At 65.8% G+C, this 21772-nt stretch carries 15 protein-coding genes and 1 tRNA gene; 5 read left to right on the top strand and 11 right to left on the bottom strand.

Features of this window, described 5'->3' with window-relative positions; genetic code table 11:
- Window positions 1–234 precede the first annotated feature (234 nt).
- Window positions 235–885, top strand: a complete 651-nt coding sequence (locus VGR67_01795) for a hypothetical protein (GenBank protein ID HEV8335134.1) — start codon at window positions 235–237, stop codon at window positions 883–885.
- A 663-nt stretch (window positions 886–1548) separates the two neighbouring features.
- Here VGR67_01795 and VGR67_01790 read toward each other — a convergent pair.
- From VGR67_01790 to VGR67_01755, 8 genes are all read right to left on the bottom strand, one after another.
- Window positions 1549–2289, bottom strand: a complete 741-nt coding sequence (locus VGR67_01790; GenBank protein HEV8335133.1) for an HK97 family phage prohead protease — start codon at window positions 2287–2289, stop codon at window positions 1549–1551.
- Between the two features lie 75 nt (window positions 2290–2364).
- On the bottom strand, window positions 2365–3003 hold the full coding sequence (locus VGR67_01785; protein ID HEV8335132.1) for a hypothetical protein: 639 nt from the start codon (window positions 3001–3003) through the stop codon (window positions 2365–2367).
- Window positions 3004–3077: 74 nt separating this feature from the next.
- The gene (locus VGR67_01780; protein ID HEV8335131.1) at window positions 3078–3581 is read right to left on the bottom strand and encodes a phage terminase small subunit P27 family; all 504 of its coding nucleotides are present in this window, start codon (window positions 3579–3581) and stop codon (window positions 3078–3080) included.
- 208 nt (window positions 3582–3789) lie between these two features.
- Window positions 3790–4827 carry an AAA family ATPase gene (locus tag VGR67_01775; protein HEV8335130.1) on the bottom strand — a complete coding sequence of 346 codons (1038 nt, stop codon included), beginning with the start codon at window positions 4825–4827 and terminating at the stop codon, window positions 3790–3792.
- 982 nt (window positions 4828–5809) lie between these two features.
- Entirely contained in the window at window positions 5810–6115 is a 306-nt protein-coding gene (locus VGR67_01770; protein ID HEV8335129.1) for a hypothetical protein, read from the bottom strand.
- A 1262-nt stretch (window positions 6116–7377) separates the two neighbouring features.
- A complete protein-coding gene (locus tag VGR67_01765) occupies window positions 7378–8340 on the bottom strand; it encodes a hypothetical protein (GenBank protein HEV8335128.1) in 963 nt (320 codons plus the stop codon).
- Between the two features lie 112 nt (window positions 8341–8452).
- A tRNA-Lys gene (locus VGR67_01760) sits at window positions 8453–8528 on the bottom strand.
- Window positions 8529–9210: 682 nt separating this feature from the next.
- A complete protein-coding gene (locus tag VGR67_01755; protein HEV8335127.1) occupies window positions 9211–10527 on the bottom strand; it encodes an adenylosuccinate synthase in 1317 nt (438 codons plus the stop codon).
- A gap of 191 nt (window positions 10528–10718) precedes the next feature.
- Between VGR67_01755 and hutH the strand changes: the two genes are divergently transcribed.
- Together hutH and hutU are read left to right on the top strand one after the other, a co-directional pair.
- A complete protein-coding gene (hutH, locus tag VGR67_01750; protein ID HEV8335126.1) occupies window positions 10719–12254 on the top strand; it encodes a histidine ammonia-lyase in 1536 nt (511 codons plus the stop codon).
- A 31-nt stretch (window positions 12255–12285) separates the two neighbouring features.
- Window positions 12286–13950, top strand: coding sequence for a urocanate hydratase (hutU, locus tag VGR67_01745; protein HEV8335125.1), 1665 nt, complete (start codon window positions 12286–12288; stop codon window positions 13948–13950).
- On the opposite strand, the gene VGR67_01740 is transcribed toward hutU, so the two are convergent.
- Window positions 13947–15125, bottom strand: a complete 1179-nt coding sequence (locus VGR67_01740; GenBank protein ID HEV8335124.1) for an aminotransferase class V-fold PLP-dependent enzyme — start codon at window positions 15123–15125, stop codon at window positions 13947–13949. The genes hutU and VGR67_01740 overlap by 4 nt on opposite strands.
- A 1-nt stretch (window position 15126) precedes the next feature.
- Window positions 15127–15918 (bottom strand): dienelactone hydrolase family protein, encoded by a 792-nt coding sequence (locus VGR67_01735; protein ID HEV8335123.1) that lies wholly within the window; start codon window positions 15916–15918, stop codon window positions 15127–15129.
- Between the two features lie 141 nt (window positions 15919–16059).
- Between VGR67_01735 and VGR67_01730 the strand changes: the two genes are divergently transcribed.
- Together VGR67_01730 and VGR67_01725 are read left to right on the top strand one after the other, a co-directional pair.
- Entirely contained in the window at window positions 16060–17235 is a 1176-nt protein-coding gene (locus tag VGR67_01730) for a class I SAM-dependent rRNA methyltransferase (protein HEV8335122.1), read from the top strand.
- Window positions 17236–17292: 57 nt separating this feature from the next.
- The gene (locus tag VGR67_01725) at window positions 17293–18411 is read left to right on the top strand and encodes a DNA recombination protein RmuC (GenBank protein HEV8335121.1); all 1119 of its coding nucleotides are present in this window, start codon (window positions 17293–17295) and stop codon (window positions 18409–18411) included.
- Between the two features lie 30 nt (window positions 18412–18441).
- On the opposite strand, the gene VGR67_01720 is transcribed toward VGR67_01725, so the two are convergent.
- A complete protein-coding gene (locus VGR67_01720; protein HEV8335120.1) occupies window positions 18442–21705 on the bottom strand; it encodes a putative metal-binding motif-containing protein in 3264 nt (1087 codons plus the stop codon).
- Window positions 21706–21772 lie beyond the last annotated feature (67 nt).

Below are 21772 nucleotides of genomic sequence, written 5' to 3'. Positions count from 1 at the left end.
CGGACCGCGATGTCGAATCAGGTGCTCGGAATAGTCTCCGAGTGAGAGACTCCTCCGGTTCACCGCGCAGTCACCGCCGTGGCAGACTGCTTCCGACTTGACCGATGCAGGCAAGCACCGTATATCCTGGGGCCAAAGGAGGGACCCTTTATGCCACACGTTTTGACGCTCGCCCTATTTCAGCAGAATCCTTTCGCCGGGCCGCTCATATCTGGGGATGAATTCTTCTCCATCGTGAAGTGGGCCGCGATCCTCTTCTTTGGAATCGCCTACGCCTTTCTCCCCTTCGCGGTGTACGGGATCAAATGGCGCCTGAATCGGATCTCAAGGATCCTCGAAGGGAAGCCGGTTCCTCCGCTGGATGGAGAGCAAGTCGGCAAGCGGCAAGCGCCGACGGGGGTAAAGCCAGCGCTTCCGCTGCTCATCCTCGCCCTGCTCCTGCTCCCCTGCCCCGCCTTCGCCGCGGAGAAGAGCGTCTATCCTTCGCAGGGGCCGGACGGGGGGTTCGGCTCGACCTTGTACTTCATCCAGGTCAAGGGATTCGAAATCAAGGCCATCATGGGCGGAGACCCGACACTCTGGAATCCGGTGGACTTTCGGATCAACGCCCGCGGCGGCGTCTACAACATCGGCATCTGGGGCTCCCTTTCCTCTGACCCGCGCGTCGCCGCCGATGGAGAGATCGTCAAGGCGGCCGCCTACTCCCTCGCGTTCCCGGAGCTCGGCGACTCCGCCAAGGACGCGCCGGGCGCCTGCTACTGCTCCGGGACCATCGGTGAGAGCGAGGACCCGTTCAACGTGGCGCCGAAGATGACCGGGAAGGGGAAGTGCGATGCGGGCGTTACGTGCTACGTCAAGGGCGTGCAAGGGCAGGCGAAGTCGTAGATTCTCGCTCATCAAATCTCTCGGGGGCTCATCATGCGAAAGGTCGTCCTGTTCGGCATCGTCCTCGCCTGCGTCACCGCGCTTTCGTTCCTCGCCGGCGTTCCCGTGGAGAGGAGAGCCCTGCTTCCGGATGGAGCTGTGACCCTGGCCGCAGCCTCGAAACCAGCTCAAGTCGAGGTGACGAATTTCCCGGCCGTGCAAAGCGTTTCCGGGACCGTAAGCGTCGGGAATCTCCCGGTCGACGGTAACGGGAACATTAGGGTGGGAGGAACATTCATTCCGCATTTCGTAGGCCTGACTAGCGGCACGCTTTCGGTTGCAGGTCAAGGACTGAAGATCGTCGTGCTGAGTCGTGCTTGCGCCGCCGAGTTCGCTAATACAAGAGTGTGTGAAGATACTGACCTTGCCAGGTCCATTCCACCGCCCCCTGCGTTCGCTACCGTCGCGTGGATTATGACGGAACCATCTGGTAATGCGCCGATCATCTGCCATGATGGAGACGGGCACTCTGACTGCGGAGTTTCCGGCTCCCTTCATCCTGTCGCCTGTTGCGGATTCTGAGACCTATTTCGCGTAGGCTGTGACGTCGAACGTTTTCGACGGCGTGGCCCCGGCGATGTTCCAAGCTACGCGGACGGTGTTCCAAAAGGTCCGAGGTCTTCATCAGAGGTTCTCACGGCGCAGCCGGCGCGCCCGTTCGGCGATCTCCTGGCCGGCCCTCTTCAAGTCCGCCTCGAGCTGCCGCTCCATTTCCTTGAGCCGGATGATCCGTGCCAGGTTCGGAGACTGCGACGAGCCCTTGGGCAATCCTAAGGACATCTCGTGCAGCCGGAGCTGGCGTTCCCGGAGGCCATTCGGGTCGACGCCGGCGCGCGCTCCAGAGCCGAACCACTCCCGCATCGAACGCTGTGCGACGTCCGTCTGGGGGTACGCCGGGAACGTGACGCCGGGGGAAACTTCGACCAGCGTGACCTTCAGAAGTGTCCGCAGCTTGGTCCCGTCGGCCTGCTGATCCCAGCGGTCATCCTCGGTGAAGAATCCAAAGCTCGCCCCGGTCACGTCGCCGCGGCGAACGCTCACGAGCCGATCCTTCACCCAGGTGGTATTCGGGGGAGTGTTCCTGAAAGCTAGTCCTGTCGCGTCCTCGGAGAGGTTCAAAGTGCCGGCCGAGAGGCGCCCGAGGACCAGGCCGTCCTCGTGATTCCAGAGAGCCCGGATGTCGTCGCGCTTGATCGTCTCCGAGAAGGCGCCTGGGGCGATCTTCTCCCGCCAACCCCCGAAGTCCTCCGAGAGCTGGTTGAAGACGGCGATATGCCCCTCGAGGACGGGCTCGCGTGCCGTGCCGCGCAGCTGCAGCGAGGCGGGGAAGGTTCGTTTTTCGATCTCGTGATTCCTCTTGGGCATTGCCTTCCTTCTCCTGGCCGCGCCACGGCGCACGCAATCCGATTTCGCCCTTGTGCGGCGCGAGACTTTGCGCGCTCAGACGGCGCCGGCGGCGCCTGCGGGACTCGTCTCGCGCACCTTGAATCCGGCCCACGTCGCCACGCTTTTCCGGTACGGATACCCGACGTAGGAGATCGCTCCCAGCACTGGCTCTCCGGCAGCTATGTCATTCGGAAGGCTCATGACGTTTTCCATGAGAATCCTGGCCGCCGCGTTCGCGCGATGATAAAGATCCACCACCTCGCGAGGGATCATCGCGGGCATAATCACCCCCTCGATCAGGGTCTCCTTGCAGAGGCGATCGATTCGCAGACCGCACTCCTTGGTTACCTTCCCGATCCGCTTTCTGGTCAGGAGCGCAGCGGCGTAGCGGGCGCTGAATGCATCTTCGACTGCCCGTTCCTTCCGCTTTACGAGGTCCGTGCGCAGCCGGTTGATCCCGGTGAGCTCCGAGAGCGCCTTGCGCAACTTGTCCCGATCCCCAGACTCGCCAGCCTGCTCGACTTTCGTCCGCGCACTCTGGAGCTCGTAGTACTCGGGAGGTCCTGGCACCGCGGTCGCCGCAGCCGTTGCGTCTACCGCTTTCGACCACGCCTTCACGATCTCGTCGTCCAGGAGCTTCATGGAATCAAGTTGAGCGAAGAGCCTCTGTACTTCCGACCGCGACGGCACCATATGCTTCTCCTCCCAGGTTTTTGGCGCCTCGCCCGGCGCCAGATTTTAGTCGCCGAAACTCTCTGTCCTCTTCGTCAACGCTTCTTTTCCTGAGCCAAGGCCCTCTTCCGGTGGTGTCGGGCCAGCTGACCGAAAAAAGCTTCGTCGTCATCGTCATCGTCGACGGGCACAATGTCGAGGCCGGCTCGCGCGGCTGGGGTCAATCCAAATTCATTTGAGAATCTCAAGATGGCGTCCGCTGCGGATCTCTGAATCCGGACAGCGGGGTGTATGGTCGGGGTCCCCTTGCTCGTCATCGAGACCATCCCTTCTTTTTCCAGGGTGGCGACCGCCCAACGATGATCCACAATTGCCTGACACAGACAGACGAAGGGGGCGATATCAATCTGCGTGAGGAGGCCGTGTCTCTCCAGCCAGGGCGACAGACGTTTGAATTCCGCCCGCGCGGTGCTCGTCAAAAAGCGTGGCGCCCTGACGCCAGCGGGTGGCTTGGCTTCATGCCGCGGCAAGCGTCGCCGTCCTGGGTTTCCTTTCAAGAGCTTCAACTCAACTGGCTCTGTCCTTCGGCCTGGTTTCATCAACGTGCTCCTTTTTCGTTAGATGGCGACCGCGCGAGAAGTGGTAGGGCGCCGGTTCCAATGAAAAGCTCCAGAGATTTGACCCCCATATCCCTCCCACCCCCACCCCCTCCCCTGCTCCCCAGGGCCGTCGCCGGGCGGCTGGCTGTCCTTGCTTTCGGGGTCATACATTCGGCCTCCTTTCGAGCTCATAAATCTCGGAGCGGGGTCAGGGGTCAGGGTCACCCCCTATAAGGGGGGTTGACCCTTTTGACCCCAACCGACCCTCCACTCCAGGGTCAGGGGTCAAAACCATTTGTGACCCTCCTGACCCTTGACCCTTCATCTCCCGCCATGCTCGCTTTCCGGTCTCCTTTGATACGCCCGCGCCTACCACGGCCTGCATGGCCTCCTTGAAGGTCAGCGCTGGGTTTCGCTCCACTTCCGCGTTGATGACCGTGGCCGCCTTCTCTTTCGCAGTGGGCGGCCTCCCGGGCCGTCCTGCCTTGAATTCCTCTGGACTCTCGGCCACTTCGAAGCGCGTCCCGCCGTTCGGGGTATCACGTAATCGGACCCAGAGCGGTTCATCCCGTTCGGGTCCCATCCGAGAGGCGCCGACCGAGACGCCGGCGATCTTCCCGGTCTCGCTATCCCTGGTCTCGACATGGATCTGGACGTCGGCGGCCGCGAGCTTTTCCCAGCTCCCGCGAATCTGCTCCTTCCGGGTCCGGTGACCCTCATGAAGCGGCTTCGGCGGATGGTCGAGGATGAGCACGCCGCATCCGAGCTGATCCCGGAGCGGGAGGAAGACGCTATTGGCGAGGCCGGCCATGTCCCTGGAGGAGTTTTCGTCCATGCCGTGGATGCGGATGAACGAGTCGATCACGAGCCAGGTAGCCTTGAACTCCTCCATGATTCGGCGCAGCTCCTGAAAGTGATCCGGGAAATCGAGGCGGAGGCGGCCGCGCTTCGGAAAAAGGAACTTCACTCGGTCGAGGACGCGGTCCGGGTTGACCTGATACGCGAGGCAGGAGCGGTGAAATCTTTCCGGGATCTGGGCCGGCGATTCCGCTTCGACGAATACGACGCGGTGATTCCCCTGAGTCTTGAGCCCGGCCCAACTGCAATCCGCGGCGAGGGCAACTGTCCACGCCAGAGCGAGCCAGGTCTTGAAGCCTTTCGGGCTGCCGGTCAGGTAGGTCACGGTTCGCCGGACCAGAAAGTCCTCGAGGTCGAAAACCGGCTTGGGGATCCCTTCGCGAAGCATCCGGCGCACGTCCATCTCCTCGAGGACGCTTCCTCCAGGGCGAGGTTGCTCCTGCGGTCGCGGCGCCGGCTCGTACCTCGAAACGCTCTTGGCGATTCGCCGCACGTCCCCGTCCGGAAGAGGAGGATTGCATCGCCGGTTTTCTGAGAGGAGGGCCGCCTCGATGGCCTCCGGGCTCATTCCCCGCCGGCGCATCGTACCGCCGAGGCTCGCGAGTGTTCGGTTCCGCTGTCCCTGGGGAATGACCTCGCCGATCGGAACGGCGGTTCCGTTCCCGTTGCCGTTCGTCTTCGAGAGAGCGTGAATCCAGGCCGGCGCCGGAGCGATCTCCACCTTCTCGGGCGACAAGATCCATTCGTACGTTTTCCCGCTCGCGTGACGCGAGGGGGGCGCCACGATGTAGGACCCTGGCCCACGGAGATCGACGTGGGGAAGGACTCCGACTTTCGGAGCGACCGGCTCTCCTGTTCGGAATAGCAGATGCCTCCCCCGTCCAGTCCGGGAGGTCACAGTCCTCGGTAGCTCGTGGCCGGCATCCTGGAGAGCCTTGTCACCTTCGTCGCCGTCCACGTCTACAGCCACAAACCCGGCGGGGATCGCGATCGCGATGTTCGCGTCAGGCCACTTCGTCCACCAGGCGCGGATCTGTTTTTCCTCTACCGTGGCGTCGTTCAGGCCGTGCAAGGTGCGCGGATGTTTCCCGACGTTCTGACACTCGGGGTTAGAGCAAGAGCATCCGCCCGAGACTGGCTTGTGGAGGGGGAACACTGGCCAGGAGCGCTTGGCATAGGAGAGGGCGGAATCGACGTTCATCGCAGGCGCTCAAGGGTTTCGATGGCAATTACGAGATCATCGAGACGCTGAGAGACAGACTGAGTCAGCCTGATGGAAGGTATCGACTGCTCCAGGTTTCTTTTTTCGCGTCGGACACTCCAGAGAGAAAGGGATCGCAGCCACCAATCGACCGAAAGGAGCGCTGCGCTCATTCGGCCACCTCTTCGCTCTGCGCGGCGATTCCGCGCTCCTGGAGGAACCGGACGACGTCTGCCTCTAGAAAGAGAAGTCGGCCCCTTCCCCGCCCTGACTCCGCGCGAAGTACGATCCCGGGAAGCAACCCGGCCGCGTGCCAGCCGCGTACCCAGCTCAAAGAGATGTCGAGACGGTCGGCGAGCGTCCTGGCGCTGATCGCCTTGGGAATTGCGAGCGACTCGGGCCTTGCAGCTGCCTGAATGACTTCGATTATTCGAAGGGTTTCTGGTTCGGTACGGGCGGGCGAAGGGGTGCCCATCAGGAGCTCTTCCCAGACGAGATGATTGCTATTCCGAGAGCGTCCAGAATGCGAAGAGCGAGAGCCTCGCTTGGCCTGGCGATGCCACGCTCAACGCGGCTCAGATAAGCCGCGGAGGTTCCCGCCCGCCTGGCAACCTCGGATTGCCTGAGCCCGAGATGGACTCGACGTCCTGCGATCATTCGGCCAAGTTCCCGCGTCTTCATATCCACGACGTGATTCAACCAAATTCACGTCGCTTTTTGAATCAGGAATTACTAGAAAATGGCCGGAATGTGACGGTTAGTCCTACTTTTCCCGTTTATCCGTCACGCGCTTCCTGGACAGAGAGCTTCGGCAGGCATGGGAGCAGGTTTTTGCGTGAACGCGCGAGGAGAAGAAGAAGGAACCGCAGGAGCGTGCTTCGCAAAGATGCAGCGACCACCGAGGTATTTTCGCACCTTGCGGAAAGACTGGATCGGCTTCTCCCTTCAGGACGGCAACCAGGAGGCGAAGCGCATTCCAATGCCGATCTTGAATGTCCATGGTGTCAATCCGAGAGCTTCGCGAAGCAGCCAGGGTGAAAGATGGAGAAGGGCCGAGCCCGAAGCGGCCCGCCGGCTCCCTTTTTGCGACAACAAAATCTGGACGATCGGTGTTCGGGGTAAAGCATGGATCCGATGTTCCACCTTCGATGGAGCGTTTAAGGATCCTGCGAGTGCACTCGCGCATCTCCTCAAATCTGAGTAACAAGCGAGGATCTCGTTGCTTCTCGAGTTCCACCACCTCTAGCCCAGCGATCGAAAGAGATTTCCGTTTTGGAGTTCCTTCTCCTAGCGGGAGGCCCCAGTTTTCCAGCGTGAGCCGTTGATCGCCAGGCGGAACGCCCATCTCCCTCCAATTCTCCCAGGTAACCTTTGTGTTCGCGAATCGGAGGAGCCACTCTTCCGGTTGCAGTTGATGCGACCAGACCTCGCGCCACCACTCGGGCGGGACAGTGCTGCGATCCCCAGCGATGAAGTTTTTCGAATGAAGGAGGAGGCGCTCGCTCTCTGTCAACGGCTCTTCCCAGCCGGTGACTACGGGGACACGGACCTTCCTCGAGGTGGGAGTCTTTCGTCTGGCTGGCATCCTCGCCTCCGCGCGAGGTCTCCGGGGGAAGTCTCACCCGCCCCTGGCCGGTCGGAGTACCGGCCCCGGTAGCTATCCGGCGGGGCGGGCGATCTCGGTGAAGCTTACACCACGGAGCGGGCCCCGATCGTAATCAGGCCGGCGCCGAACGTTCATGAGTCGGCGGGGAGTCTCTTAGGATCCACGATGGCCTCCCCTGGCTCTTTCTTTTCGGGACGTCCAGCTTCGAGAAGATTCGCAACCGCCTGCCTTACCTCTTCCTCGTCGGCGAGGGCCTGTCCGATCCTTTCGGCGAGAGCGGTTAGCATGACTCGGATGCTGGTTGCGAGCCCGAGGCACTCTTCGTCCGTCTGTTCATGCAATCCGCGACTCAAGGCACCGTGAAGCAGGAGCAAGGGGTTCTGACCACGGACCATCAGCTGCTCGGGAAGCTGCAGGTTAACCTCGGAAAGGGACTTCGAGAACTGCCAGCCCGTCTTCGCTTTCTGGAGACCGGAAATGATCTCTGAGGAAGCGTTCATGCGACTTGCCACCTGGATGACCTGATCGAGAATGCGGTTCTTCTGGTTCTCGACTACGCGCCTATAGTAGGCGAAAGCGCCGATGCCCAGCCCGAGATTTTCAGCGCCGCGGCCCTTAAGAAAAAGCTGCCTATCGTCTCCAAGAAGATCCAGAACGCGGTTTGGGACCCTCGGACCGAATGGCGGCCACTCCCCTACCTTGATCGCTTCGCCAATCTTGCCCATCTTCTGACGCATAAAAACAGCGTAAAGCCTGTTTGTTCCTCCGCAGTTCTTGCAAACGTAACTGAGGAACCGCGGCTCCCAATCGCTAATGAAGACCGAGCTCGTCGTGCCTGAAAAAATGCGCTCGCCGTTGCAAACCTGTGAAGGGCAATGGAGCAGGAGGTCGGGAAGCCAGAGCTGATAGCTCTCAGATCCTTGGTAGCGTCTGGGGACGAGAAGATCGCCTATGAGGCTGCTGCTGCCTGGCGGACTGGATTCCAGAAAGGTCCTCCACGAGACGAAATCAGGAGGCTTCTCTTTCGCGGTTTGCTGTAGAGCCTTCGCGATCTCTCCGAGTTTTTCCTTTGCCATCTCTTCGAACTTTTCCATGGGCTCCCTCATGGGTCACAATGGCGCCCACAATATTGCTCATAACGCGCATAACGGGAAACCGGACCGACCGGGCGGAACGCCGTAAGTCCTCTAAATGCAGTATAATGAATGGTGAGCCGTGCTGGACTCGAACCAGCGACCCTCTGCTTAAAAGGCAGACGCTCTACCGACTGAGCTAACGGCCCATCATGTCGTGGAACGAAAGAGGGGGGCGATTATAGCAGAGCCCCCGACCGACGAAAGAAGCCACGATTCCCGTGAAATCCTAGGCTGCAAGACCCGGCGGATTCGTTTAGAATGCGCGGGACTTTTCGAACTCCCGAGGGCTGAATGAGCGACGAAAAGACTCCGGCCGGACCGCCCCAACCCGCCGCACCCGACGAGAAACCGAGCCAAAGCCCCGGGCCGGCCGAGAGTCCTGCTGCGACTCCGGCCCCGGCCGCATCGCCGAGTTCGGCCCCCGCTGGCGCCTCGGCTCAACCGCCGGTGGCAAACCCAAACGCCGGTACTCCGCCCGTGGCAAGCGCGCCGCAACCCCCCGCCCCCGCTCAAACCCCGGCCGCTTCCCAGGCTCCGACCGCCTCGAAGCCGGCGCCGCCTCCGGCCTCGGCCGCCGCTCAGCCGCCCGCCGCGACTCAAGGAGCCGCCGCTCCCCAGGCTCCCGCGGCTGCCGCATCCAAGCCGGCACCGCCTGCGGCCGCGGCGCCCCAGGCGGCCAAGCCCCCCGAGAAGCCGAAGCCTGTGGTGCACGTCTACTCGAGGCAGAAGGACCAGCACGTCGTCGGACCGGGGTGCTGGTGCATGCCGAAAGTCGAAATCGTCGAAGGCAGGAAGATCGTCGTTCACAAACGGGATTGACGGAGTCCTTCAGGACGCCGCGCCGCCCGGCGGGAGCCACTGCTCCACGCGGTTCCCGGCGCGGTGCAGCGTTTTCTCCCGTTCCGGCCCGACGGAGACGAGCGCGATCTCGCAGCCGATCAGCTGCTCGAGGCGGTCGATGTAGGCGCGGCACTGGTGCGGCAGCTCCTCGAAGCTCTTGGCGTCCCCGATCGGCTGCTTCCACCCGGGAAGCACTTCGTACACCGGCTGGCAGCGTTCGAGCGTCTCGGCGTCGGTTGCGACGCTCGGCATTCTCTCGCCGTGGTGCTCGTGGGCCACGGCCACGAGGATGCTGTCGAAGTCGTCCAGCACGTCGCAGAGGGTGAGCGCCGCGGCCTTCATCGAGTTCACCCGGACCGCATAGCGGGCCAGGACGGCGTCGAACCAGCCGCAGCGCCGCGGCCGGCCGGTCACCGTCCCGTACTCGCGGCCGCGCTGCCGGATGCGCTCTCCCACCTCTCCCTTCTGCTCCGTCGGAAAGGGGCCGGAGCCGACGCGGCTCGAATAGGCTTTGAAGACCCCGAGCACGCCGGTGATGTGCGCCGGCCCGATTCCGGAGCCGGTGCAGGCGCCGCCCGCCGTCGACGACGACGAGGTCACGAACGGGTAGGTGCCGTGATCGAGATCGAGCAAGGTGCCCTGGGCCCCCTCGAAAAGGATGCTCTTCTCGGCGTCGAGCTGGCGATGGAGAAGGTCGGTGGCGTCGGTGAGGAAAGCTTCCAGCGTCGCTCCGTATTCGAGATAATCGTCGAGCACTTTCGCGGGATCGGAAGGCGCGGCCGATCGCGAGAGAGGCGCGAATCGCGCCGCGTGATAGGCTTCCAGCTTGGCGCGAAGGAGCGTGGCGTTCAGCAGGTCGCCGGCGCGGATGCCGAGGCGCGCCACCTTGCTCTCGTAAGCCGGGCCGATGCCGCGCCGCGTCGTGCCGATTCTCGCCTCTCCCATCGCGTCCTCGCTCTCGGCGTCGAGCGTGCGGTGCTCGGGGAGAATGACGTGGGCCCGATCGCTGATGCGCAGGTTGTCGTCGACCCGGATTCCCGCTTCCCGCATCTCGCGGATCTCCTCCAGCAGCGACGCGGGGTCGAGGACCACCCCGTTGCCGACCACCGACAGGACCTCGGGCCGGAGGATTCCCGAGGGGAGGTGGCGCAGCGCGAAGCGCTTTCCGCCGACCACCACGGTGTGCCCGGCGTTGGGCCCCCCCTGATAACGGACCACGACGTGGACCCGCTCGGTGAGCCGATCGACGATTTTCCCCTTGCCCTCGTCGCCCCACTGTCCGCCCACGACGACGACACACGGCATGGCCTTCACCTGTCTTTCTCGAGGATCCGTTTTCCCAGGGTCGATGGCAGGCTCGATGTTTTCTGCGGCATCTCTTGGGCGTCGGATCTTAGCAGAGCCCGAACGGCGCCTTCAACCGGCGCCCGCACCCGCCCGGCGGGCGCTTTACACTCCGCCGGGACAACGACTAAACTCCCCCGGAAATGAAGACCATGCGCCGCCGCACCATCCAGATCGACGGGAAATCCCTGACGCTTTCCGAAGTCGGAAGCGTCGCCTCGGGCGGCGCCCGGGTCGCCCTCTCGCCCGCCGCCCGCCGCCGGATGGAGCGCAGCCGGGGCGTCATCGAGCGGCTGGTCGGAAGTGACGAGCAGATCTACGGGGTCAACACCGGCTTCGGGCGCTTGAAGGACGTCCGGATACGCGACGACCAGCTGGAGGCGCTGCAGGCCAACCTGATAAGGAGTCATTGCGCGGGAGTCGGCGCGCCTCTCTCCGCCGCTCAGACCCGGGCGGTCATGCTGCTGCGCGCCAACGTCCTGGCCCGCGGGCATTCGGGAGTCCGGCCGCGCGTCGTCGACCTGCTGCTGGCGATGCTCAACCGGGACCTCCTGCCGGTCATCCCGTCGCAGGGCTCGGTCGGCGCCAGCGGCGACCTCGCGCCCCTCGCCCACCTCGTCCTGCCGATGCTCGGGGAGGGGGAAGTCGTGAAATCGGGGCGCCGGGTGGCGGCGGCCGCCGCTCTGCGGAGCGCGCGCCTCCGCCCGCTGCGGCTCCAGGCGAAGGAAGGGCTCTCTTTGATCAACGGGACGCAGATGATGACCGCCCTCGGGATCCTGGCGCTGCTGCGCGCCGAAAGCCTCCTGGTGCACGCCGACTTGGCGGGGGCGCTCTCGCTGGAGGCCCTGCGGGGCTCGCGGCGGGCCTTCGACGCCCGGATCGAGCGGCTGCGCCCCCATCCGGGCCAGGCGGCCTCCGCGTCGAACCTGCGCGCCTTGCTCGCGCACAGCGAGATCGAGACCTCCCACGCCGATTGCGGCAGGGTGCAGGACAGCTACGCCCTGCGCTGCATGCCCCAGGTCCACGGCGCGGCGCGCGACGCCCTGTCGCACGTGCGGGACGTGCTGGAGCGGGAGGCGAACGCCGTCACCGACAATCCCCTGCTCTTCCCCGAAGCCGGGGAGCTGCTCTCCGCCGGGAACTTCCATGGGGAGCCGGTGGCGATCGCCCTGGACTACTTCGCGATCGCCGTGGCGGAGGTGGCCGGGATTTCCGAGCGGCGCATCGAGCGGCTGACCAATCCCGATCTCAGCGGCCTTCCCGCCTTCCTCACCCCCGATCCGGGGCTGCATTCGGGTTTCATGATCGCGCAGGTCACCGCCGCGGCGCTGGTCTCGGAGAACAAGGGCCTCGCCCACCCCGCCAGCGTCGACTCGATCCCGACGTCGGCCTCGCAGGAGGATCACGTGAGCATGGGGGCCTGGGCGGCGCGCAAGGCGCATCAGGTGCTGGAGAATGCGGAGCGCGTCCTGGCCATCGAGATCCTCGCGGCCTGCCAGGGCCTCGACTTCCTCGCGCCTTTGAAGAGCTCTCCGGCCCTGGAGGCCGGGAAGCGAGCGGTGCGGCGGGTCGTCCCGCGGGTCGAGGAAGACCGGGTATTATCGAAGGACATCGAGAGCATGGTGGGGCTGATGCGTTCCGGCCGGCTCCGCGAGGCGGTCGAGCGGACGACCGGCTCCTTGCGATGAGCTCCCGGGGCCGCCCCGCGCGGAGGGTGTCATGACCGAGCCGAGACCTCAGACGACGATTCGGGCTCCGCGAGGCGCCGCGCGGACCTGCCGCGGGTGGGTCCAGGAAGCGGCGATGCGGATGCTCATGAACAACCTCGATCCCGAGGTGGCCGAGCGGCCGGCCGACCTGGTGGTCTACGGCGGCACCGGCAAGGCGGCGCGCAACTGGCAGGCCTACCACCGGATCGTGGAGACGCTCAAGCGGCTCGGATCGGACGAGACGCTGTTGATCCAGTCGGGCAAGCCGGTCGGGGTCTTCCGCACCCAGGAGGAGGCGCCTCGGGTCCTGATCAGCAATTCGATGCTGGTTCCCGCCTGGGCCGACTGGGAGCATTTCCGCGAGTACGAGAGGATGGGGCTCACGATGTACGGCCAGATGACCGCCGGCTCCTGGATCTACATCGGCACGCAGGGCATTCTCCAAGGGACGTACGAGACGTTCGCGGCGGCCGCGCGCCGGCATTTCGGCGGAAGCCTGAAAGGGCGACTGATCCTGACGGCCGGACTCGGGGGGATGGGCGGGGCCCAGCCGCTGGCCGCCACGATGAACGAAGGCGTCCTGATCGCCGTGGAGGTCGATCCGGAGCGCGTCCGGCGGCGCCTGGCGACCGGCTACTGCGACGAGGAGGCGAAGAGCTTCGAGGAAGCGGTCGACAAGGCGCGCCAGGCGTTGCGCGACCAGCGCCCTCGGTCGATCGCCCTGCACGGCAACGCCGCCGATCTCATCCCACGGTTCGCCCGGGAGAAGGTGATCCCCGACCTTCTCACGGACCAGACTTCGGCCCACGATCTCCTGAACGGCTACGTGCCCCACGGGATGCCGCTCGCGGAGGCCCTGGCGCTGCGGGCGGCGCATCCGGCCGAATACCAGAAGCGGGCGAAAGAATCCGTGGCGGCGCACGTCCGCGGCATGCTCGACCTGATGCGCGCCGGAGCGGTCACCTTCGACTACGGCAACAACATCCGTCAGGCCGCCCGCGAAGGCGGGGTCGAGGACGCCTTCGGCTTCCCCGGCTTCGTCCCCGCCTACATACGCCCTCTCTTCTGCGAGGGCAAGGGGCCTTTTCGATGGGTGGCTCTCTCCGGCGATCCGCGGGACATCCGGCGCACCGACCGGGCGATTCTCGAGCTCTTCCCCGGTGACGCGGCGCTGGGCCGTTGGATCCGGCTGGCCGGAGAGCGGATTCAGTTCCAGGGACTCCCCGCCCGGATCTGCTGGCTCGGGTACGGCGAGCGGGCCAAGTTCGGGCTGGCGATCAACGATCTCGTGGCCCGCGGGGAGATCTCGGCGCCGGTCGTGATCGGCCGGGACCATCTCGATTCGGGATCGGTCGCCTCGCCGAACCGGGAGACCGAGGGGATGAAGGACGGGTCGGACGCGATCGCCGACTGGCCGATCCTGAACGCCCTGCTGAACGCCGTGTCGGGGGCGAGCTGGGTCTCGGTGCATCACGGCGGCGGGGTGGGAATGGGCTATTCGCTGCACGCCGGGATGGTCGTCGTGGCGGACGGGAGTCCCGAGGCGGCGCGCCGGCTCGAGCGGGTGCTCACCACCGATCCCGGGACCGGGGTGATGCGCCATGCCGACGCCGGCTATCCGGAGGCGCTGGAGGCGGCGCGGCGTCACGGCATCGATCTTCCCTCCGAAATCTAGAGGTTCTCCCCTTTCCGCTCCCCTTCCAGCTTGGCGCTCTCCAGCTCGCGGAGCGCCTCGATCAGCCGGTCGATGTCTTCCGCGGTGTTGTAGAGATGCGGCGAGACGCGCAGCGCCCCCGCGCGCAACGCCGGAAAGATCCGGCGCTCGTTCAAGAGGCGCAGGAGCTTCGCCGGGAACTTTCCCGTGAAGGAGAGAATTCCCGACCGGCAGGCCGGCTCGTCGGAAGAGATCGTCTTGTAAGGAGAGTTCCGGAGGTAGTCGCGCAGCGGCTCGAGCAGCGACAGGACATGCCGCTCGAGCGCCTCGGGCCCTATTTCGGCGAGCAGCTGCAGCGCGGCGTTCCAGGCCGCCAGCTGCAGATAGGGCGTGGTCCCGACCTCGAATTTCCGCCCGCCGCGGAACAGCGTCAGATCGAACGGCGGGATGGAGATGAACTGCGCGGCGTTGCTCAGCGATCCCATCCATCCCACGGCGGGGGGCCTCATCCGCTCCATGACCGAGGCGCGGATGGCGGCGAACCCGGTCCCCGTGAAGCCGAGGAGCCACTTGTGCCCCGGGGCCGCCAGGATGTCGATCGGCTCCTCCTGAAATCGCAGGGGAAGCACGCCGGCGGAATGGGCCGCGTCCACTACGAACCACAGACCGCGCTCGCGGCAGAAGCCCCCGAGCGCGGTGAGATCGTTCCGAAAGCCGCTGGCGGGGTGCACGTGGCTGAGCGCCAGGACGCGGGTCCGGGGAGTGACGGCGCGCTCGAAGTCGGAGACGGCGGGGAACTTGGTCGCGGGAGCGACCTCGATCGGGACGATCCCGCGCCCGCGGGCGTGTAGAAAGGGATTCAAGAGGGCCGGGAAATCGCCCTTGAGGAGCAGGACCTCGTCCCCCGCCTCGAGAGGCAGTCCGGCCGCCGCCAGGTTGATGCCCGCTCCCGCTCCCGTCGTCAGGACGATCTCGTCGGCCTGGCAGCCGGCGAGCCGCGCGCACCACTCGCGGGCGCGCTGCGGGATCTGGAAATACTCCTCGCCGCCGAGCCGGAAGGGGTCGACCTTGCGATCGAGGACGGCGAGCAAGGCCTGGCGCGCCACGCGCGGCAGGGGGCCTTCGCTCGCCGCGTTCAGGTAGACGGCGCCGGGGTGGAGATCGAACGCCGGCCGCCATCCGGAGAAAGCGCTCACTTCATCCCTTCAGCCGGGACTGAAAGAAGGCGAGCGTGCGCTTCCAGGCGTCGGCGGCCGCGTCGGGCGAGTAGGAGGGGCGCGTCTCGTTGAAGAAGGCGTGCCCGGCCTTGGGATAGATCTTCACCTCGGCCCCTTTCCCCGCTTCGTCGAGCCCCTTCTTCATCGCCTCGATCTTCTCACGCGGGATCCCTTGATCCTCCTCCCCGAACAATCCGAGAATCGGGCAGGCCGCCCCCTTCAGGAGAGCAGGGTCGGTTTCCGGCTGGCCGTAGAACATCACGGTGCCGGCGAGGTCCGGGCGATGAAGCGCCAGCTGGAGGGAGAGGCCGCCGCCCATGCAGAACCCGATCGACCCGATCCTTCCTTTTCCCACCTCGGGCAGGGAGCGGAGGAAATCGATCGCCGCCCCCAAATCGGCGAGCGCCACCTTCTCATCGAGACCCCGCATGAGCTCGTGGGCTTTCTCGGGATCGGCCGTGGCGGCCCCATGATAGAGGTCGGGGGCGATCGCCGCATATCCCTGCGCCGCGAGACGATCGGCGACCCCCTTGATCTGATCGTTCAAGCCCCACCATTCCTGGATGACGACGATTCCCGGGAAGGGCCCCTTCCCCGCGGGCTTCACCAGGTAAGCCTTCAAGGCGCCTTGGGTCCCTTGCAAATCCACCAGAGCGCCCGGATGGGCCGGCCGCGTCGCCGGGGCCCCGGCGGCCAGGAGCGGCAAGAGCGAAAGCGCCGCCAGACCGGCGGCGGCGAGCAGGCGGCGGAACGTCCCAGGGTTCGTCGACATGGCTCCCTCCTTTGGCGAATCGTTCGAGGCGAAGACCAATCGCTCGAAGCGATGAGCGGAAATCAGTTGGCGTCGAAGCGGAGCGGATGATAGCCTCGCGTCTCGCTTCGGGTCAAGAAACGCTTCGGCGCGGGGAACGGCATGGCCTCGGTGGTTCTCGGGAAAGGAAAAGATCGCCGGCTGAAGGGAGGGCACCTCTGGGTCTACGCGAGCGAGATCGCCTCGGTGGACGAGGGCGCCGCGCCCGGAGAGGTCGTCGACGTGCGCGATCACCGGCGGCGGTTCCTGGGGCGCGGAACCTACAATCCGGCCTCGACGATCACCGTCCGGCTGCTGACGCGGGAGCCGGAGGAAGGGATCGACCGCGCCTTCTTCGAGCGGCGCATCGACGAGGCCCTGGCTTATCGGGAGCGCGTCTTTCCGGGCGAGACGGCGCTGCGCCTGATCTACGGCGAAGCCGATCTCCTTCCGGGGTTGGTAGTGGATCGGTATGGCGCCTACCTTTGCGTGCAGATCGGAACGTTGGGGATGGATCGGCACCGCGCCCTCCTGCTGACCGTCCTCCGGGATCGGCTGAATCCGGCCGGCATCTATGAGAGGGGAGATCTCAGCAGCCGGGCGCACGAAGGCCTGCCGCCGGCGGGCGGGCCGGTCGCCGGAGAGGTCCCCGCGGCGATACCGGTCCGGCTGGACGGCCTCGAGTTCCACGTGAGGCTGGCCGAGGCCCAGAAGACCGGCCTGTATCTCGATCAGCGGCTGAACCGCCGGGCGCTTCTTCCGCTGGCCGCCGGCCGGACGGTCCTCGACGCTTTCTGCAATACGGGCGGGTTCGGGCTTTACGCGCTCCGGGGCGGCGCGCGCTCGCTGCTGGGAGTGGACATCTCCGCCTTGTGCGTCGCCCGGGCGGCGGAGCACGCCGCCCTGAACGGCTTCGGGGAGCGGTGCGAGTTTGAAGAGGCGAACGCGTTCGATCGGCTTCACGCCCTCGATCGCGAGGGCCGCCGGTTCGGCATCGTCGTCCTGGATCCGCCGGCGTTCACCAAGTCGGCCCGCAACCTCGAGGCGGCGTGCCGAGGCTACAAGGAGATCAACCTCCGGGCGCTGAAGATCCTCGAAGCGGGCGGGTGCCTGCTGACGTCCTCGTGCTCCTATCACCTGTCGCTCGCCGATTTCCTGTCGTTGATCCGGGAGGCGGTGGCCGACTCGGGGAGGACGGCCCGCCTCGTCTCGGTGGCGGGCCAGTCGCCCGATCATCCGGTTCTTCCGGGCGTTCCGGAGACCTCATACCTGAAGTTCGCCGTCCTTCACGTGTCTTGACAGGCCGCGATCCCGCCTCTACACTCCCCGCGACGTCCGCCACGGGGAACCCGCCTCATGCCATCCGAATCGATTCTCATCATCGCGCTCCTGGCGCTCGTCGTCGCGGCGGTCTTTCTCTCCGTCGTCGTGCTGCTTTTCCGGAAGCGGCCCGGCGCGGCGGCGGAAGCGGGATGGACGCAGGCGCTCCTGCAGCTCCAGCATCAGGTCACCGATCTGGTCCGCAGCCTGCAGGAGACGGGTCACCAGATCACGCGTGAGACGGGATCGCAGCTCCAGGCGGGGACCAAGGCCCTCACCGATCTTGTGCAATCCTCCCAGATGAGCGTGACGGCGCAGGTCGGCCAGCATTCCCGCACTGTGGGCGAGAAGGTTGGCTCGCTGCAAGAGAAGCTCGCCCAGCTCGATCAGCAGATTCAGCACCTCTCCGAGATGGGGCGCGATCTCCGGCGGCTCCAGGACATCCTGAGGGCGCCCAAGCTGCGCGGCGGCTTCGGCGAGCAGCTCCTCGAGAACCTTCTCGGGAACGTGCTTCCGGCGGGCGATTTCTCGCTGCAGCATGCGTTCGCCGGGGGCGAGAGGGTCGACGCGGCCATCCGCCTGCCGGGCGGGCTTGTTCCGGTCGACGCGAAATTTCCGCTGGAGAATTTCCAGAAGATCCTGTCCGCCCAGGGGGACGAGGAGCTGCGCCGCGCCCGCCGGGCGTTCCGGGACGACGTAAGGCGCCACGGCCGGCACATCGCCGAGAGGTACATCCGCACCGCTGAGGGGACGCTCGATCTGGCGCTGATGTACGTCCCGGCGGAGAACGTCTATTACGAGGCTTTCGTGGCCGGCGCCGATTCCGGCGAGGCTCAGGATCTGTGGCAGGAGACCCTGGCCCGGCGGGTCTTCCCCGTCTCGCCCAACACCTTCTCCCTTTATCTCTCGACGCTCCACATGGGGCTCAGGGGCATGCGCGTCGAAGAAGGGGCCCGCCGCGTTCTCTCGGCGCTGCTCGCGCTCAAGGGCGATCTGGAGGGGTTCCGGGAATCGTTCGAGCTGCTCGCGAAGCACCTGATCAACGCCGCGAAGAACCTCGAGGAGGCGCGCTCCAAGCTCGACAGGCTGGACTGGAAGCTCGGCCAGGTCGGATCGGAGACGGCGGAAAAGGCGGGGCGCGGGGTCAGCTCGTAGGTTCGGAGCGGCGCCCGGGGAAGGCGCGGCTCAGGGGCAGTTGGGGATTTCGGCGTCCCGGGCGGCGCTCCCGTAGGTGGCCACGCCGCAGGAATTCCGCGCCCGCGACAGATACCAGTAGCCGGTTCCGGAGGCGGGATTGGGGCGGCCGTCGCTGTAGCTGGTCGCCGGATCGGCTGACTGCAAGCAGGTGGCCGGCGGGAAGCTGATGCCGCTGAGCGTCGAGAGCGACCCGCTGACGAGATCGTAAGTCGTTTCGCTGCCCGCCGCGACCGCCTGGGAATCCCACGTCGGATTGGCCGGGCTCGCCTGGCTGAGAGTCAGGTTCGTGACTTCCGCCGGGACGTGCCAGACGAGCCCGTTCGCGTCGTTGCAATCGTCCCCGCCGCACAGCGGATCGGGATGGGTGTCGGAGTCGCCGTCCCGGGCCGCGCCCGCCTGGCAGATTCCCGAAAGACAGCTGTCGCCGACCGTGCAGTTGTTCCCATCCTCGCAAGGGAAGCCTTCGGGCTTCGGCGTGGCCGCCGAGCAGACCCCCGTGCCGGTGTCGCAGACCCCCGGATCGTGGCAGGCGTCGGCCGTCGGGCAGATCACCGGGTTGGCGCCCAGACAGACTCCCGTCTGGCACGAGTCGGTCTGGGTGCAGGCGTTGGCGTCCGTGCACGGCGAGCCGTCGGCGACCGGCGTGTGCACGCAGCCCGCGGCGCCGCCGCACGAATCCTGATCGCACGAGTTGGAGTCGGCGCACAGCGCGTCGGCGCCCTCGTCGACGCCGTTGGCGCAGTTGTCGTCGAGGCCGTTGCACACCTCCGCGGCCCCGGGGTGGATGGCGGGGTTGTTGTCGTTGCAGTCGAGCGTGAGGACGTAGGTGTCGCCGTCGGCGTCCTCGCAATCGTCCCCGAGGCTGTTGGCGTTGACGTCGGTCTGCGCCGGATTGTACAGCGCCGGGCAATTGTCGCAGGCGGTGCCGACGGTGTCGTGCTCGGGATCCTCCTGGCCGGGGTTCGCCAGCGCCGGACAGTTGTCGTTGAGATCCAAGACGGTGTCTCCATCGGTGTCGTGGTTCTGGGCCGCGCACGCGGGCGCGGGATTCACCGTGGGCAGCAGATGGATCGGTCCGTTGCCGCAGCCGTTGACCCCCCCCACCAGGTAATAGAAGCCGACTCCGGAGGCGGGACTGGGGGGGAGATTGATCGAGGTGGAGAGGCCGGGCACCTCGGCGGCGAAGCAGGCGGCGCCGTAGTTGAAGGGGTTCTGGATCAGTCCGGAGTAGACGTTGTAGACGTTCGACTGGGGGATCCTCGGCCAGGAGAGCACCTGGCTCGCGTTGATCTGCAGAGGCGACGGGACCTGATCGGGGAGCGCCCAGGCGCTGTTCGACAAGGGGGAGCAATCGACGCTGTCGGGCACGCCGTCGCCGTCGGAGTCGCCGAACCGGAACTCGAAGGCGCCGATGTCGTTCAAGGACGATCCGTTCAGGTCGCCGTCGGTCGGCCGGGGCAGATCGTCGTAGTCGGTCGTCGGCGTCGTCCCGAACAGCGGCGCGTTGGTGCCGGCGTCGCGCAGGGGCGACGAGGAGGTAAGGCGCAGGTTCTCGCTCACGTCGGTGTTGCTTCCCCAGTTGGCCAGGATCCGGTTCGTCTGGGTGACCGCGGTGTTGCAGGTGCCGGGAGAAAGGCAGTCGCCGTTCACGTTGCAGGAGGCGTTGATCGCGTTGCTGCAGACCTTGTACGCCAGGGCGGGCGTGAACGTGAGGGTCTTGCTGGTGTTGTTGATGGCGGTGATCTGCCGCGAAACCCCGTCGTCGTTGTACTCGATCCGGTTGCCGACGGCGTAGCGCGTCGAGTCGAAGACGATCGCGGTGGTCGAGGTGCCCAGGGCGCTGGTGTGGTCCCAGAAGGTCGGAGCGTTCGTGAAGACCGGATTCACCGAGACGTTCCCGTTCGTGCCGATGACCTGGGCATCGGTGTAGTCGCCGCGGATCTCGTTGGGGCGGTCGTTGAAGAAGTCATTGTGGTCGTTCGTGGCGAAAGAATTGAAGCTGTAAAGTCCCGCCCCCCCGCCCAGGGTCGTCGCGTCGTTCTGGGCGATGAGATTGTTCGTGAGGTGGCTGTTGGGATCGGCTTGCTGGCTGAGGATGAAGCTGGAGTAGATTCCGCCGCCGATGGACGAGAAGGTCGCGCCTTTCGGGACGGTGTGGACCGTCAGGACGTTCCCCACGATGGTGTTGTTCGTGATGGTGACTTCGCTCAAGGGGGCGCCGGTGCTGAATCCGCCGCCCGCTCCTCCGCCGATGTTCCCGATGACCACGTTGTTGTAGGCGGAGGCGCTGTTCGCATAGAGGTAGATCCCGCCCCCTTCCAGGTTGGCCGAGTTGCCGACGATCAGGTTGTTGCTCAGCACCGTGCCGTTGTCGCCCGCGATGTACATGCCCGCGCCGCTACCCTGCTGCGCCACGGTGACGTTATTCCGAATGGTGTTGTGGGTGATCACCGGCCGGCAGTCGAAGTTCAGGGAGAAGATGCCCGCTCCCCATCCCAGCGCTTCGACCTGGCCCGACTGATCGGGGGGCGTCGTCGTGTTGCGCTGGATGAGGTTGCCGGAGATGACCGGCTGCCCCTGGGCGACGTAGATTCCGGCCCCGTTCCAGTCGGGAGCGCCCAAGCCGGAATTCGCCAGCGTGTTGTCCTCGATCCGGCAGTCGATGACCCGGGGCCACCCCGGCGTCAGGACATCCCCGAACAGCAGGACGCCGCCGCCGGCCATGTTGAAGTATTGGTTGCCGCCCGAGTCGGTGAGCGTGAGACGGTCACCGCTTCCATGGATGATCCGGACTCCCGATATTGAGAAATGCTCGCGTGGGCGGTTGAAGCCCAAAGCTCCGCCGCCCGCTAAGATCACCGCGGAGCGGTTCAACCCCTTGGCGTCGATCGTCGTGACGTCCCGGCCGGCCCCGATCACGTGGATGTTCGGGTAGACGAAGATCCGCTCGGGATAGGTCCCGGCCGCGACCAGGACGTCGGCCTCCAAGGCGGCGTTCGAGCCGATGTTGCAGTTCGCGATGTTGACGGCGGCCTGAATCGTGTGGCAGGGAGTTGCCTGGGAGCCGCAGGCGGGGACGGCGCAGGATCCCGTGCAACCGCTCGCGCCGGGGGTGCAGTCGGTCGTGCCGGCGGAGGCGGCGTCGACGTAGTAGGTGAAATTCGACACGGCGACGGGAGGGGGCTGGAAGGACACCACCCCGGCGGCGAGCAGGCAGAGGACGAGCCAGCTGCCTCCGCGGAGCGTCTTCATCAACCGGCTAACCGGAGTCCCCACTCTCCGGAGAACACTTCGCGGTGGGCGCGGCAAATCCCCCCTC

This window comes from Candidatus Polarisedimenticolia bacterium (genome assembly GCA_036004685.1).
Lineage (GTDB): Bacteria > Acidobacteriota > Polarisedimenticolia > Gp22-AA2 > AA152 > DASYRE01.
The sequence above is the reverse complement of the archived record's forward strand: the minus strand, read 5'-3'. Positions and strand labels throughout refer to the sequence as shown.